The following is a 14,229-nucleotide window of genomic DNA, read 5'->3' as shown; positions in this document are numbered from 1 at the left end:
TCCGGTTCCAGGAGAGCGATCGCCCATGCGTCGCGCTCGGGATGCCATCGCCACGTCGATCCCCTCCCGACGACCGCACGCGACCGGCAACGGCAGCCGTATCCTGAAGAACTCCCACTCCCGGCCACGGCGCGCCTTGACGGTGTCGGGATACACCAGGCCGCTCGACCCGGCAAAGCACACGGCCACCCCACGCCCGCAGTGTCCGTTCGGCACGAAACCCATCGTGGCGGCAACGACACCCACCGTGCATCCGTGGTCCTACGGATGTGCATACCGAATCCGCCCAAAACCCGGGCGTCTTCGTCCTGCCGCGCGCCCGGATTCCCACGCTCGTCGGGTTACCGAGACCATCTGCATCCTCGCCCGAGCGAGTCCCGTCAGGAGGCCTGTCAGCAAGGCCCGGTGGCCGACGGCCGTGGCCGCTACCCGCCAGTGCCGACCGGATCGGCTTGCCCGCGACGAGCAGCCGGCGGCTGAAGCCCGCGCCTCGACCCGCGTGGCCTGCTCCCACGACACTCCGATCGACCACAGGAACCGGAACCAGCACAGCAGGTCCGACCCATAGGAGCGCACCGTAGCCGGGCTGCGCCCGGCCGCCTGCAAGTCACGGAAGAAGGACGGCCACTGTCAATGGCCACTCAGCTCTCGGCAGTGAGAATGCCCCGCCGGCCTGCGGAATCACGCCTGCTCCGTGGCGCCGTCCGTCGTGACCGGAGTCCCGGGCGGTGACGGCTGGGCCGCGTGAGCGAAGTGACGGACGAAGGGGGTCAGATAGAGGTCGACGAGGCGGCGGCGGGCGGCCGGGTCGTCCAGGGGAACGGCGGTCTCTGGAGTGAGGGTGAAGGAGATGACGGTACGGATGACGAGTTCGGCGAAGTAGTCGACGTCCTGGTCGGGGACCGTCAGGCGGCCGGCGGTGATCTCGGCGCGGATGTGCCCGGTGATCCAGATTCGCGCCTCGGCGATGACAGGGGCGGCGCGAGTGGTGAGGTGAGGAAGGATGAACTCGGGCTCGGTGCGCAGCAACCGGGTCAGCAGGCGGTGGGAGCGCAGGAAGTCCAGACAGAACAGCAGGCCCTCGACGAGCCGGTCCTCGGGAGTGGACTGCGCGGCGATCACCGCGTCCGCCCTGGTGAGGAAGCGCCGCATCTCGTGCATCAGGAGCGCGTCCAGCAGCGCGTCCTTCTTCGGGAAGTAGCGGTAAATCGTCACGCGGGACAGTCCGCAACGGCGGGCGACGTCGTCCACGGTGAAGCGGCGGAAACCGAAGTCCTCGGCCTGCTCCCGGGCGGCTTCCAGCACCCGCTCGGCGGTGCCGTCGTCCGGTTGCGGCGAGGCGAGCGCCCGCTGCAACAGTCCCTTCACGACGTCCATGCGTGGCATCTTAACCAACTTTACATCTTGACGGAACTTGTTACATACGTTGATTATTGGACTCGCCATCCAGGAACGGCCGTGGACGGCCACCGATCCGAGGCGAGGCCCGCATGAGTGCTTCCGACCATCCCGTGCCCGCGCGAACCGTGCCCTCCCGGACCATGAAGGTCCGCCGTATGCGGTTCGCCTACCCGAAAGGGGGACTGCGCCGCCACTACGCCGACGGCGATCTGATCCTGAGCCACGTCGTGGCCGTGCTCTCGGCGACGTTCCCGAAGGGCGAGGACTTCTTCGTCCGCTCCGTCCGAGTCTGCTCCGGACAGATCACCGACCCCGAACTGAAGCGGCAGGTGAAGACGTTCATCGGCCAGGAGGTGGTGCACGGCCGCGAGCACGACACCCTCAATGCGCAGCTGCGCAGCATGGGCTACCCCACCCACTGGGTGGATGCCTTCGTCAAGCGCAGCACCCGGCTCGGCCTGCGATTGATGCCGCCGCGCGCCTCGCTCGGCCACACCGCCGCCCTGGAGCACTACACCGCGACGCTCGCCGAGTGCCTGCTCACCGACCCGCGCGCCCAAGCGCTCCTGGGCGACACCGAGGTCCGCAACGTCCTGCTGTGGCACGCCTTGGAGGAGTCGGAGCACAAGTCGGTCGCCTTCGACGTCTACCGCGCCGTCGGCGGCTCGGAGCGCCTGCGCCGCCGCACCATGATCGAAGCGTCCGCCGGCCTGCTCGGCGTGACGATCATCTTCACGATCCTGTCGATGCTCGCCGACCCGGCCACCTACAACCCGCGGCGCCTCGCCGCCAGCCTGCGCGCCCTGCGCCACTCGCCGTTCCTGGACGAGAAGGTCCGCGCCCGCATCCGCGCCTACCAGCGTCCCGGCTTCCATCCCGACGACTTCGACGCCACCGAGATCCTCGCCCGCTGGCGCACAGAGTTCTTCGGCCCGGACGGCGCCCTCCTAGACCGCCTCGCCTGACGACCGCGCCCGGGGCCGCCCGGTCGAGTTCGCATTCGCCACCGATGACGACATGGCGCAGATCGCACCCCGGACACCGGCGCCGACTCCGCCTTCGACTACCGCGACCTCCAGGGTGACGCCTGACTCGGCACCACGCGCTTAAGACAGGTGGTCAGCCATACCGTCCGGCAGCCCCACAGGGGGCGTGAACCGCCCCGAGCTTGCTGGAGGCCACCTGGCGTCCTGGAACGAGCCCCGCGTGGGGCACCACCTGATCACTGCGAGGCCGACGGCGTTCATGCGGCTCTCCCCTCTCCCGGGCAGCCGAGGTATGGCGGGGACCGCAGATCGACGGCCCCCGCTCCACATCGCTACGGCGCGTCGGTGCGCAGGCCGTTCTGGTAGGCGCGGACGAGGTTGCGCGGGACGCGCGTCCTGCGCCCGTCGATGGTGACGGGCACCAGATCCGGAGCGGTCGCCTTCCACTGCGAACGGCGCTTGCGGGTGTTGCTCCTGGACTTCTTGCGCTTGGGGACGGCCATGATGCTCCTACCAACTCGACTTGGTGATGCCCGGCAGTTCGCCGCGGTGCGCCAGTTCGCGGAAGCGGACCCGCGACAGCCCGAACTTGCGCAGGTGCCCGCGGGGACGGCCGTCGACGGCGTCCCGGTTGCGGACCCGGGTGGCACTGGCGTCCCGCGGCTGACGGCGCAGTTCCCGGACGGCCGCCTCGCGGATCTCGTCGGCGGTGTGCGGGCTGCGGATCAGCCGCTTGAGCTCGGCGCGGCGCGCGGCGTGCCGCGCCACGACCTCCTTGCGGCGCTCGTTGGCGGCGATCTTGCTCTTCTTGGCCATCAGACCTTCTCTCCGCGGGCCCGGATGCGGGCGACGGCCGCCTCGATCCCGATCTTGTCGATCGTCTTGATCGCGCGGGCGGACAGCCGCAGCCGCACGTACCGTCCCTCGCTCGGCAGCCAGTACCGCTTGTTCTGGATGTTGGGGTCGAAACGCCGTGAGGTGCGCCGGTGCGAGTGCGACACCTTCTTGCCGAACGACGGCTCGGCTCCGGTCAGCTGACAACGGGCGGGCATGCGGCTCCTCTCTGTCCTGCGCGCGTCCGCGCGTTCCTGGGGCGGCATCCCGGCCGCCACCAGAAGATGATAGCGATAACCATTTTCATTCAGGACATCGGGACCGATCAGAGAAGGTCCAGCCGGTGGCGGAGCGCCACCGCGGCCACCGAGCATCCAGAACATGGCGGAACGGACCTCCTACCAGGCGAGGTCAGCACCAAGTACTGGGTGATGGCCTCGGTGAACGCGACGTCCGCGACCCCGGCCAGCAGAACCGCCGGCAAGGCGATCGGCCCGGCTAGTTCTCCGGCAGGACGGCTCTCGAACGCTGGTTCTACGCCGTCCCAGGCGCCGTCGGGGCCGCGACGAGCAGCGTGGCGAGACCGGCCGAGTTCCTCAGCCGCGCACACTGATCCGGAAGATCGTTCCCCGGCCCTCGCCGCACCCGAGAAACGACCACTCATCTGTCCACCCAATGACACCTCACCCCGGGATCCGATCGCTTCCAGCGCTGAGTTCTGGGAGCCGCTGTACCAGTCGGGTTCGCCCCCCACCGCGACCCGGCCGAAAGTCCGATTCACCGAACTGGCCGGGGAGGAGAGCCGCGATGCATTTGGCCCTCGGCGACGCTTGGCGGACCGAGCGCTGTGAGCGCAGCGAACGCCTGGCCACCGGGCCGGACGGCACGACCCCACGGTCACCGACAACCTGATCGTGCTCCGCCGCCGGCACGGCTAGGAGGGCTGCGGGGAGCTTGGGTGTTCTGGCCCCGCCACGAAGCGGTCCGGCAGATCGCCGGGATCACCGTGTGCTCGAGAACCGGCGGCGGGCGCTGTTCTCCGCCGTTCTGACGACGGGGTGTCCACCGCAGCACGACCGTCCTCGACTTATACGGCCGGGCTCTGGCTGTCGTGGCGCGTTCAGTGTCGCCCGTGCTCGGCATCGCCGTGCGGTCGGGGGGAGGACCGGTGCCGGTGGGCGACGAGGCCGTCGAGGACGAGGTCGAGTTTGCGGATGAACCAGTCGCGCGGCGGTGTGGCGATGGCGTTGCGCATGGCCGCGCGGACCGCGGCGCGGCCTGGTGGGTCGGCTTGGTCGGGTGCCCAGAGAGCGTCGAGTTCGTCGTGCGCGATCGTGGTGGTTCCCTCGATCCGGCGGCCGAGGTCTTCGACGCCGCGGCGGTGATCGATGGTGAGGTCGATGACGGTATCGACGGCGAGCACCGCTTCGTCCGGGGTGAAGCCCTGCGTGGCGAGTGCGAGAGCGAGGTCGTCGTACATGCCGATCATCCGGGTGGGCATGACGGCGCCGGACAGTTCGGTGACCGCGCCGGGATGGCGGGCGAGAAGGTCCCACAGGGCGGTGGCGTGCCGGTGCAGCAGGCCGCGCCAGTCGCCGGTGCTCGGCGGCCATGTGGCGGCGGCCAGGACGTGCTCCCAGGCAAGGGCGAGCAGGTCGGGGCGGGTCGGGGTGTACCGGTAGACGGTCATGGTGGAGACCCCGAGCCGTCGCGCGACGGCCGGGACGGTGAGGCCGGTGAAGCCCTCGGCGAGGACGGCGGCGGCGATGTCGGCCTCGCCGAGCTTGCGGGGTCTACCGGCACGTGCGGGGGTCATCGCTCGATCAGTCTCCAAGTCTTCGTGGCCGACAGCGCCCGCCAGTGCGCCGCGTAGCGTCGGTCCAAAGCGAGCAGTTCGTCGTGCGTGCCATGTTCGACGATTCTCCCTTCTTCGACGAAGAGGATCTGATCGGCCCGGGTGATGGTGGTGAGCCGGTGGGCGATGACGAGGACGGTGCGGTCTCGGGCGATGGCGCGCAGAGCCGCGGTGACGGCCTGTTCGTTTTCCGCGTCGAGCGAGACCGTCGCCTCGTCCAGCAACAGGACCGGGGCGTCTTTGAGGAGCGCCCGGGCGATGGCGACGCGCTGCCTTTCCCCGCCCGACAGACGTGCTCCGCCTTCGCCGACTTGGCCCTCCCATCCGTCGGGCAGAGCCGCGATGACATCGGTGAGGCCGGAGAGGGCCGCGATGTCGTCGAGGTCGGCGGCGGTGGCGTCGGGGCGGGCGAGGCGGACGTTGTCGGCCAGGGTGCCGGAGAACAGGTAGCTGTCCTGGAACACCGGCGCGATCGCGTGGTGCAGGTTCTCGGCGCCGAGTTCGGTGAGGGGGACGCCGCCGAGGCGGACCTCGCCGTGCTGCGGATCGAAGAACCGGGTCGCCAGTCTGGCGATGGTGGTCTTGCCTGATCCGGAGGGGCCGACGATCGCGGTCCTCGTGCCCTGCGGCACGGTGAAGGACACATCGCGCAGCGCGGGGACGGTGTCGTAGGCGAACGTGACGTGGTCGAACTCGATCGTCGCGTCCCGGGGCGGGACGGGTACGGCCGGTTCGGGCAGCGGCGGGGCGTCGAGGACGGCGTCGGCGGCGTCCATCTGCGCCGTGACGATGCGGACGACGGTGGCGTTCGCCGCGACGTCCCCCAGTGGTGCGACGACCTGGTTGATCACCGGGAGGGTCGCCAGCAGGGTGGCCAGTGCCACCGGTTCGGTCACCCCGGCGGCGATGGCGATGACCAGAGCGAGCAGTACGAGGAGGACGAGCCGGGCGATGACGCCGTTCACGATGAGCGGCGGGAGGACGAGCCAGAGCTGCCGCCGCTCGGCGCGGGCCTGCTCGCGTAGCGACCGGTCGAACTGCTCGGCGGCCGATCCGGCCTGCCCGAAACTGCGCAGTACGGGTTGGGCTTGGGCGAACTCCACCATCCGCTCGCTCGCCGCGGCCGTGGCCCGGTTGACGGCGGCGTCCGCGCGCCGGCCGAGCCGTCCGGCCCACCAGAACACCAGGAGCACGGCGGGGACCGCCGCCAGCGCCACCGCCCCGATCCGCCGGTCCGCGACGGTGAGCGCGACGATGAGCACGAGCGGGACGAGGATGGATCGGATCAGCGCGGCGAGCTGCCGGACCGGCAGCGCGAGGATGTCCATGACGCCCTTGCTCAGCGTCGACCCGAGGGTGCTGGTGTGCTCCGGGGTGAACCAACCCAGCGGAAGGGCGGCGACGTGGTCGCCGAGCCGGTAGCGCAGCAGGCCGAGGATGCCCCCGCCGACGTCGAACCCCTTCACCGTGGCGCGGTACTCCACGAGCCAGGAGGCCGTCGCCGAGACGGCGAAGCCCGCGAGCCACCGTCCCAGCGCGGCGTGATCGCCGCTCAGCAGCGTTCGCAGGATCGGGATGGTGAAGGCCAGTGTGATGCCGTGCAGGATGCAGGACGCGATCACCCAGCGCAGTTGCCGGTAGATGAGGTGCGCGTGCTCGGGACCGAGGTAGCGGGCGAGTCGGTGGATCACCGCGACCGTCCTTCCGTGGCGTCCGGGGTCGTCGTCGTGGGGCTCGGGTCCTCGGCCGGGTGCTGCGCTCGCCACAGCCGGTGATAGGTCCCGCGGTGGCCGAGCAGCTCGTGGTGCGTGCCGTCCTCGATGACTCGTCCGTCGTCGAGGACGACGATGCGGTCGGCGGCCACGACGGAGTCGAGCCGGTGGGCGATGACGATGAGGGTGCGGGAGCGCTGGGCGGCCAGAGCGGACAGGCCGGCCTGGATCGCCTGCGCGTTCTCGGCGTCGGCCGCGGAGGTGGCCTCGTCGAGGACGAGGACGTCGGGATCGAGGAGGAACGCCCGGGCGATGGATACTCGCTGCGCCTCACCGCCGGACAGCAGCGCGTCCTCTCCGACAATGGAGTCGTAGCCGCGCGGAAGCTCCAGGATGCGGTCGTGGACGTTCGCGGCCCGGGCCGCCGCCTCGATCCGTTCCGGTGGCGCGTCGGGCTCGGCCAGGGCGATGTTCTCCGCGATCGTCGCCCGCAGCAGCCGCACGTCCTGGAACACCGCCCCGACCGTGCGGAACAGCGTCGTGGAGGCGAGCTCGTTCAGCGGGACCCCGCCCAGCAGCACCCGGCCCGACCCCGGGTCGGCGTATCGGAGCATCAGCCGCGCGAGCGTCGTCTTGCCCGATCCGGACGCTCCCACGATCGCGGTGACGGCGCCGGGCTCGAACGCGACACTGACATCGCGGATCACCTCACGGTCGGCGTCATAGCCGTACCTGACACGGTCGAACTCGATCCGGGTCCCCTCCGGCGGGCGCGGCGCGGACGGCTCCGGCATCTGTTCGAGTTCGAGCAGCCCGTGGAGCCGGGTCGCCGCTCCCCGAGCCGTCTGCAACGCCATCACGTTCGATGTCAGCACGGAGATGGGACCCCCAACCCCCAGCCCCACGAGAGCGAACGGGATCACCTGCGCCGCCCGCATCCATCCCTGGTGGACGAACAGGCTGCCGAACACCAAGGTCAGCAGCAGCAGCGCCGTGGGGGCGACGATCTGGTTCGCGATCGTCTCCGGCGCGATCAGCGGCCTCGCCCAACCGGTGAAGAACGTTGTGAACCGGTCTACCGCCGCCCGGTAGGCGGCGCTCGCACGTCCGATCCGACCGTAGGTCTTCACGACCGGGATCCCGTCGACGAACTCCACCACCGCGCTGTTGATCCCGGCGAGCACCGCACCGTACCGGTCCGTTTCCCTGCCCGACGTGACCAGCATGCGCCCGTAGATCGACACGAACAACGGCACCGGCACCAGCAGAACCAGCGCCAACCGCCAATCGATCACGAACAGGTAGGCGTACGCGGCGATCGGAGTCGCGATCGCGCCCGCCAGCTCGGCGTAGGAATGCGCCACCAGGTGGTGCAGGGCGGTGACGTCGTCCTGCATCCCCTGCTTGACCTGTCCTGCGCTCGTCTCGGTGAACCACCCCAACGGCGCCTCCCGCAGCCTCGCCGCCAGCCGCCGCCGCAGGATCAGCGTCAGATCGTTGTCGGCCAGATGCGCGATCAGATCCGCGGCCGCTTTCAGCAGCAACCCCAGCCCCAGCAGCGCCGACCCGATGGCAAGGATCGGCCAGACGTCCGGGTCGTCGGCGATCAGGCGCTCCGCGATGAGACCGCCGGTGATCAGCGGAGACAGCACGAGCGCGGACGCGATCGCCTGCACCGCCATCACCGTCACCAGACGGCCGCGCACCGGGCGCAGCAACGTCGACATCGGTTCGGGGACGCCCTGCCGTTCGCTCGGTGAAGGCATACGACGGTTCCTCTCTACAGCCGCAGGGCTCCCGCGACCGGAGCACGGCAGGCCAGGGCGAACCAGGGGAGAACATGAGAACCATTTTCACCGGGAGATTAAGTTATGCGCCTAACATAAGTCAACGGATCCGGCGACCTGTCGCTCTCCAGACATGCGACGGCCTGCCCAGGCGCGCCGCTCCCCGGTGATCGGACGTCGGCGTTCTCCGTCGACCGTCCCCCGGAATTCCGAAGGAAGCCGTGGCCATCAGGGCAGGCAGGCATCCGGCCTGCGGCGGAGCGGGCCGACGGCAGCCGATCACCCTGGTGGCCTAACACCTCGGTGGAGGCAGCCCTCAAAGAGACGCGGGATTGAGGCCTCCCGCCCGGGCGGGAGGCCTCTCGAGCCGATGAAATCGGACTCGATGACGGGACCGGGCGCATTCCCTCCTTCCGGGGAGCAACCAGGTCGCTGCGCCACCGTTGGCTCCGCGTCACGTACCGGCGACGCGGCGGTCAGCGGCCCCCGTAGCGCTGCTTGAAACGTTCGACGCGGCCGGTGGTGTCCAGCGCGCGGGCACGGCCTGTGTAGAAGGGGTGGCTCGCCGAGGACACGTCGACGTCGATCACGGGATAGACGCGGCCGTCCTCCCACTCGACGGTCTGCTCACTGCTCGCCGTGGAGCGGGTCAGGAAGGCGAAGTCGGCGCCGCGGTCGCGAAAGACCACCGGACGGTAGTCGGGATGGACGTCCTTCTTCACGGTCAGCGTTCCTCTCTGTAGAGCACGTGCCGGCGGACGATCGGGTCGTACTTGCGCAGCGTCAGCCGGTCGGGGTCGTTGCGGCGGTTCTTGCGGGTCACGTAGGTGTGGCCGGTGCCGGCGGTGGACCACAGCTTGATCACCGGCCGCAGTTCGTTGCGAGCCATCGGTTCTCCTCTCGACCCGTGCCATGATAGCGATAACGGTTTTCATTATTATCCAGGGAGGTCCGATGTCCGTTCCCGTGGCGCTGGTGGCCGGGCTGCACGGCCCCGCACGCACAGCCGTCGTCGACCGGCTGCTGCGCGAGCACCCCGGGTCCCTGGCGATCCACCACGAACTGCGTCGCATCACCGACGGGGAAGTCGTGCGGATCGTCCGGGACGCCGCCGGAGTTCGACAACGAGCACGGTTCCGCCTCGCACACGGATGCACGACGTGCACCGTCCGCGAGGACCTGATCCCCCAACTCCTCCTGCACGCCCCCGACACCGGCCTGCTGGTCGTGGACCTGTGGGACTCCGTCGAGCCGAGGACGGTGGCCGAGGCCCTCGACCGTCCCGAACTGTGCGACGAGCTACGCCTCACCGCCGTGCTGACCGCCATCGACCCCGAACTGACCCCCGTCGACATCTGCCGCGGGGAGACGCTGGCCGAAGCGGGCAAACCGGCGGCCGCCGGCGACGAGCGCCACTTCGCCGAGGTCCTGGCCAGGCAGATGGAGTACGCCACCGCCCTCGTCATGCCGCAGGTGATGCCCGCGCCGCTGCCGCAGGCCGACACCGAGACGATCGACATGTGCCGGGAGGTCCTCGGCCATCTGGTCCCCATGACCGTGCTCACCTCACCCGGCGAACCGCTCCCGGCGCTCACCGGCCCCGCACTGTGCACCGGGGAACTCGCAGCCAGGGTCGATCCGGCCACCGCGCAACTACCCGGCGACTCCCACACTCCCGCCGCCGACACCGTCGTCTGGCGGCGGACCCGCCCGCTCCACCCCGAACGGTTCTTCGACACCCTGGACGTCCTGGCCACCGAGTCGGTCCGCAGCCGCGGCCGATTCTGGCTCGCCAACCGTCCCGACCGGATGATCGCCTGGGACGCGGTCGCCGGCATCGTCACGATCGAGGACGCCGGCCCCTGGCTGGCCGCCCTCCCCGAGGCCGCCTGGGAGATGCTTCCGCCCGCCCGCAGACTGGCCGCGGCCCTCGACTGGGCCCCGGGCACCGGCGACCGCGTCCAGCACCTGGTCTTCACCGGCCCCGGGCTGGACCGGCGGGAGATCCACGCGCTCCTCGACTCGTGCCTGCTGGCCCCCGAGGACTCCGCCGACGGCGACGACCCGTTCGCTCCCTTCCTCGACCTCCCGGACGGCCGGCACGCCGACACCGGCCCGAACCACTGACGCCCCGCCCACTACACGGAAAGGAAGCCGCATGGCCCCGCCCCACAACCGCTCGACCCGCCGCAAAGGCAACCCGCTGCACGGCGTGACCCGCATCGACTACAAGGACGTCGACCTGCTCCGCAAGTTCATCTCCGACCGCGGCAAGATCCGCAGCCGCCGCGTCACCGGCGTCACGGTGCAACAGCAGAAACAAGTCGCCCGGGCCATCAAGAACGCCCGTGAGATGGCTCTGCTCCCCTACGCCTCCCGCCCAAAACCCACGGGCAAGGGCAAACGCTCCTGAGCTGGCCGGTCTTCCGCGACTGCCGTTCAACGCGCTATGGCGAGGAACCGCTTCCCTGCCCGCGCCCGGCCATCAGTCGGACATTTCTACTGGTCGATGTATTCGGCGATGACCGACAGCGGTGCCCCGCCGCATAAGGCCGCGAACTAGGACGGCCACCAGAACTGGTTGTCCCACAGGTACTTGCGGACATGAGCGGGGAACTGTTTGCGCAGGTAGTGCGCCGAGATGCTCTTGAGGCGGTTGACCTGGGTCGAGACCGCCGGCTTGGGCGGTAGTGCACGAGCAGGCGGCCCCACCCGCGCGACTGGCGGGGGCGGACGGTGCAGAGCCGACTCGAGAAGGAAGCGCTTGCTCGGTCATCGGGAGGCAGGGAAGAAGAGCGCGTCGGTGAATCTGTGGACCTCGGCGGCCAGATCGGGGAGCCGGCCGGTGACGTGCTGGACGACGAGTTCCGCCACGCCGCCGAGGTAGGCGATGATGAGCATGTCGTCCGGTGCACGGCGAAGCACCGCCGCCACGAGCGCGGCGAGTTCGCGGAGCGCCCGGTTGCGGCGGGCGAGGACCGTCGGCCCGCCTCCCATCGCGTCGATCGCGAGCATCCGGGTCAGGTGCGGCTCGGTCTCCAGCAGGCCGAGCGCCGTCGTCAAGGTCTCGTGCAGCCGCTCGCGCGGATCCCCGGCGCCGACGTTCACCTGGTCGATGGTCTCCGAGCACAGCGAGTTCAAGCAGGACCCGCTGCGCCGGCTCTTCTCGACGCTCGACTACCTAGGGAGGGTCATCTTCGGCACCGAGCAGGAGGCGCACCGGATCGCCTGGCACGCGATGCGCGCCCACGATCGGGTGAAGGGACCGGGGTACTCGGCCCATGACGCCGACCTGCTGACCTGGGTCTTCGCCACTCTTTCGGAAGGGGCCCGCGACCTTCAGGAGCGGCTGCACGGCCCCCTGGACCCGGACCTGGCCGAGCGGTACTACCGGCAGACCGTCTCGCTGGCCACGCTGCTCGGCGCGCCGCGGGAGGCGGTCCCCGAAGACCCGGCCGCCTTCCGCGTGTACTGGCATGAGCAGATCACCACCCTGCGCGTCAGCGCGGTGGCCCGCCAGGAAGCTCAAGCGATCCTCTATCCACGCCCCCTGGTGCTACGGCTCGCGGCCCCGCTCAACCGGCTCGTCACCGCCGGTCTCCTGCCCGAACAGATCCGACGCCAGTACGACTTGCCATGGACACCGTTCCGAGAGCGTCTCTTCCGTGCGCTCATCGCATCGACGTCCCTGGGGCTGCGCATGACGCCCGCGCCGATCCGCCGACTGCCCACCAGGGGCCTGGTGGCCTTGGCACGCCGTACACGCTGGAAGAAGTACTCCGCGCCGACGGCCAAACGGGGACACGGCCGTGTCGAGGGGGCCGTGTGACCGCGGGATCGCTCGCGCGGGCGTCGTCCCGCCTCGGCCCGGAATCGCTCCTTTGGCGCTACGCCGGGGACAGGCGTTACGGACTGGTCATGCCGCGGGCGGCGGCGCTGCAGATGCTGCATCCCGCGATCGCGGCCGCCGCCGAGCAGCACTCCCGTTCTCCAGGCTCGTTGTGGGCAGAGCAGGCCCGCGCCGTGCCGCGAGCGATCGCAGTCGTCTATCAGGACGCCGCGTCCGGGGCGCGAGTCCGCCGGCTGCACGCGGACATCAAGGGGCACGACGGCCGAGGCAGGCGCTACCACTCGCTCACCCCGGACGTCTTCTTCTGGGAGCACGCCACGTTCGTCGACGCCCTGATGACGTCGATCGACCTCTTCGACAGGCCCCTCTCCGGCGACGAGCGCGAACGCCTCTACCAAGAAACCTGTATCTGGTACCGGAGATACGGGGTCAGCGACCGCGTCGTCCCACCCGACTACGGCTCGTTCGCCGACTACTTCGACGCCGTCTGCGAGCAGGTCCTCGAATCGAACTCCGTCTTCGACGACTACTTCGAGCAAATCCTGCGGCCGGACGCCTGGCTGCCGCGCCTGCTGCCCGCGGGCCTGGTCCCGGTCCTGCTGCCACAGCCCGTCCGGCACCTGGCGGGCCTGGCGGTCTCATCCGCCGACGAACGCAGGTTTCGCCGCTTCGCCCGCACCGTGCAACTGAGCTGGCCGGCCCTCCCCGCGAGCCTGCGCTACTTCCCTGTCGCAAGGCGGGCCTTCGACCAGAAAGGACCGCCCCATGCCCGCTGAGCACGCCGCCCGGTCGATTTGGCCGTCACCGAACCACGGCCAAGGCGGCGACGACCGCTTCATACGGCAATGGGTTTCCACGCCGATGACCGCGATCGGAGCATCGCCATGACGCCCCTGGACCTGAACGGCCGGGACTTCATCACCGAGCCCTACCCCGCCTACGCCTGGCTCCGCGACGTGGCGCCGGTTCACCACCTGCCCGCTCCCGATCTGTGGCTGGTCAGCCGGCACGACGACGTCGTGGCGGTGCTGCGCGACACCGAACGCTTCTCCTCCGACCTCGGCGACTCCGCGAGCTTCGACAACAACCCGTTCAACCCGGCGATGAAGGCATCGGGTCCGCTGACGCGGCTGCTGAAGTCGCTCCGCCGGGACGGACGCTGCTGTCCAGCGACCCGCCGCAGCACACGCGGCTACGCCGCAAGGTGGCAAAAGCATTCACCCCGCGCCGGATCGCCGCTTTGGAACCGCGTGTCAGGGCGATCACCGAACGGCTTGTGGACGACCTCGGCGGTGACCTCGTACGCGATCTGGCCTCACCGATGCCGACCATCGTCATCGCCGAGATGATGGCCGTCCCCGCCGACCGGCACGACGACTTCAAGCGCTGGTCGGACGATCTGGTCAACGGGCTCCTCACCGGCGGCAGCAGGATCAAGATGGCCCGGAGCGCGACCGAGATCTCCTGGTTCTTCCTGCGGACCGTGCGGGCCAGACGGCACCGTCCGGGCGACGACCTGATCAGTCTCCTGATCACCCGAGACGAGGACGGCGACGGCCTCACCCTCCCCGAACTGATCAACTTTTGCGTCCTGCTGCTCGTCGCGGGCAACGAGACCACCACCAACCTGATCTCCAACGCGATGCTCGCCCTGTTCGACCGCCCCGACCTGTGGCGGCGCATCGGCGACGACCCGCAACTGGCCCGGGCCGCGGTGGAGGAGGCTCTGAGGGGCCACGCGTTTTCCGGACAGCTTCTTCATGGGTGATCTGCGGGCAGATCTACGCTGCTTGCTGCCGATCCA

Annotated in this window: 19 protein-coding genes and 1 pseudogene; 7 read left to right on the top strand and 13 right to left on the bottom strand. The window is 69.9% G+C overall.

The window, feature by feature from the left end; all coding sequences use genetic code 11:
- Positions 1-261 precede the first annotated feature (261 nt).
- Together BJF79_RS66630 and BJF79_RS07935 are read right to left on the bottom strand one after the other, a co-directional pair.
- Positions 262-609, bottom strand: a pseudogene (locus BJF79_RS66630) (hypothetical protein); the annotation flags it as partial.
- 72 nt (positions 610-681) lie between these two features.
- Positions 682-1,377 (bottom strand): TetR/AcrR family transcriptional regulator, encoded by a 696-nt coding sequence (locus tag BJF79_RS07935; RefSeq protein ID WP_075895896.1) that lies wholly within the window; start codon positions 1,375-1,377, stop codon positions 682-684.
- A 179-nt stretch (positions 1,378-1,556) separates the two neighbouring features.
- Here BJF79_RS07935 and BJF79_RS07930 point away from each other — a divergent pair, with 179 nt between their 5' ends.
- Entirely contained in the window at positions 1,557-2,366 is an 810-nt protein-coding gene (locus BJF79_RS07930) for a metal-dependent hydrolase (RefSeq protein ID WP_262401682.1), read from the top strand.
- A 353-nt stretch (positions 2,367-2,719) separates the two neighbouring features.
- Here the strand turns inward: BJF79_RS07930 and rpmF are convergent, their stop codons facing one another.
- From rpmF to rpmG, 9 genes are all read right to left on the bottom strand, one after another.
- Positions 2,720-2,890, bottom strand: a complete 171-nt coding sequence (gene rpmF / locus BJF79_RS07925) for a 50S ribosomal protein L32 (protein ID WP_075895892.1) — start codon at positions 2,888-2,890, stop codon at positions 2,720-2,722.
- Positions 2,891-2,897: 7 nt separating this feature from the next.
- Positions 2,898-3,203 carry a 30S ribosomal protein S14 gene (gene rpsN, locus BJF79_RS07920; RefSeq protein WP_075895890.1) on the bottom strand — a complete coding sequence of 102 codons (306 nt, stop codon included), beginning with the start codon at positions 3,201-3,203 and terminating at the stop codon, positions 2,898-2,900.
- Positions 3,203-3,439 (bottom strand): 50S ribosomal protein L28, encoded by a 237-nt coding sequence (gene rpmB, locus BJF79_RS07915; protein ID WP_075895888.1) that lies wholly within the window; start codon positions 3,437-3,439, stop codon positions 3,203-3,205. The genes rpsN and rpmB overlap by 1 nt, the downstream gene beginning before the upstream one ends.
- 107 nt (positions 3,440-3,546) lie before the next feature.
- A complete protein-coding gene (locus BJF79_RS55210) occupies positions 3,547-3,705 on the bottom strand; it encodes a hypothetical protein (protein WP_158079121.1) in 159 nt (52 codons plus the stop codon).
- A 636-nt stretch (positions 3,706-4,341) separates the two neighbouring features.
- Positions 4,342-5,037: a helix-turn-helix domain-containing protein gene (locus BJF79_RS52965; RefSeq protein WP_075895886.1), complete on the bottom strand. Its 696-nt coding sequence runs from the start codon at positions 5,035-5,037 to the stop codon at positions 4,342-4,344.
- The gene (locus tag BJF79_RS07905) at positions 5,034-6,767 is read right to left on the bottom strand and encodes an ABC transporter ATP-binding protein (RefSeq protein ID WP_075895884.1); all 1,734 of its coding nucleotides are present in this window, start codon (positions 6,765-6,767) and stop codon (positions 5,034-5,036) included. The genes BJF79_RS52965 and BJF79_RS07905 overlap by 4 nt, the downstream gene beginning before the upstream one ends.
- A complete protein-coding gene (locus tag BJF79_RS07900) occupies positions 6,764-8,554 on the bottom strand; it encodes an ABC transporter ATP-binding protein (protein ID WP_075895882.1) in 1,791 nt (596 codons plus the stop codon). The genes BJF79_RS07905 and BJF79_RS07900 overlap by 4 nt, the downstream gene beginning before the upstream one ends.
- Before the next feature lie 497 nt (positions 8,555-9,051).
- On the bottom strand, positions 9,052-9,297 hold the full coding sequence (locus BJF79_RS07895) for a type B 50S ribosomal protein L31 (RefSeq protein ID WP_075895880.1): 246 nt from the start codon (positions 9,295-9,297) through the stop codon (positions 9,052-9,054).
- 2 nt (positions 9,298-9,299) lie between these two features.
- A complete protein-coding gene (gene rpmG, locus BJF79_RS07890; RefSeq protein ID WP_075895878.1) occupies positions 9,300-9,464 on the bottom strand; it encodes a 50S ribosomal protein L33 in 165 nt (54 codons plus the stop codon).
- Between the two features lie 65 nt (positions 9,465-9,529).
- Between rpmG and BJF79_RS07885 the strand changes: the two genes are divergently transcribed.
- Positions 9,530-10,702, top strand: coding sequence for a CobW family GTP-binding protein (locus BJF79_RS07885; RefSeq protein ID WP_075895876.1), 1,173 nt, complete (start codon positions 9,530-9,532; stop codon positions 10,700-10,702).
- Between the two features lie 31 nt (positions 10,703-10,733).
- Entirely contained in the window at positions 10,734-10,988 is a 255-nt protein-coding gene (gene rpsR, locus BJF79_RS07880) for a 30S ribosomal protein S18 (protein ID WP_075895874.1), read from the top strand.
- A gap of 146 nt (positions 10,989-11,134) precedes the next feature.
- Here rpsR and BJF79_RS66625 read toward each other — a convergent pair whose 3' ends face one another.
- Positions 11,135-11,287: a transposase gene (locus BJF79_RS66625; RefSeq protein WP_158079120.1), complete on the bottom strand. Its 153-nt coding sequence runs from the start codon at positions 11,285-11,287 to the stop codon at positions 11,135-11,137.
- Between the two features lie 60 nt (positions 11,288-11,347).
- Positions 11,348-11,716 carry a hypothetical protein gene (locus BJF79_RS55205; protein ID WP_262401681.1) on the bottom strand — a complete coding sequence of 123 codons (369 nt, stop codon included), beginning with the start codon at positions 11,714-11,716 and terminating at the stop codon, positions 11,348-11,350.
- Here BJF79_RS55205 and BJF79_RS07870 point away from each other — a divergent pair.
- The 4 genes from BJF79_RS07870 (at position 11,691) to BJF79_RS07855 (ending at position 14,193) form a co-directional block, all read left to right on the top strand.
- A complete protein-coding gene (locus BJF79_RS07870; protein ID WP_158079118.1) occupies positions 11,691-12,404 on the top strand; it encodes an oxygenase MpaB family protein in 714 nt (237 codons plus the stop codon). The genes BJF79_RS55205 and BJF79_RS07870 overlap by 26 nt on opposite strands.
- A complete protein-coding gene (locus BJF79_RS07865; RefSeq protein ID WP_075895870.1) occupies positions 12,401-13,201 on the top strand; it encodes an oxygenase MpaB family protein in 801 nt (266 codons plus the stop codon). Before BJF79_RS07870 ends, BJF79_RS07865 begins: the two co-directional genes overlap by 4 nt.
- Positions 13,202-13,309: 108 nt before the next feature.
- Positions 13,310-13,774 (top strand): hypothetical protein, encoded by a 465-nt coding sequence (locus BJF79_RS07860; protein ID WP_143219774.1) that lies wholly within the window; start codon positions 13,310-13,312, stop codon positions 13,772-13,774.
- A complete protein-coding gene (locus BJF79_RS07855) occupies positions 13,747-14,193 on the top strand; it encodes a cytochrome P450 (protein WP_075895866.1) in 447 nt (148 codons plus the stop codon). The genes BJF79_RS07860 and BJF79_RS07855 overlap by 28 nt, the downstream gene beginning before the upstream one ends.
- Positions 14,194-14,229 lie beyond the last annotated feature (36 nt).

This window comes from Actinomadura sp. CNU-125 (genome assembly GCF_001942465.1).
Lineage (GTDB): Bacteria > Actinomycetota > Actinomycetes > Streptosporangiales > Streptosporangiaceae > Spirillospora.
This window is presented reverse-complemented; position numbering and strand designations above follow the sequence as displayed.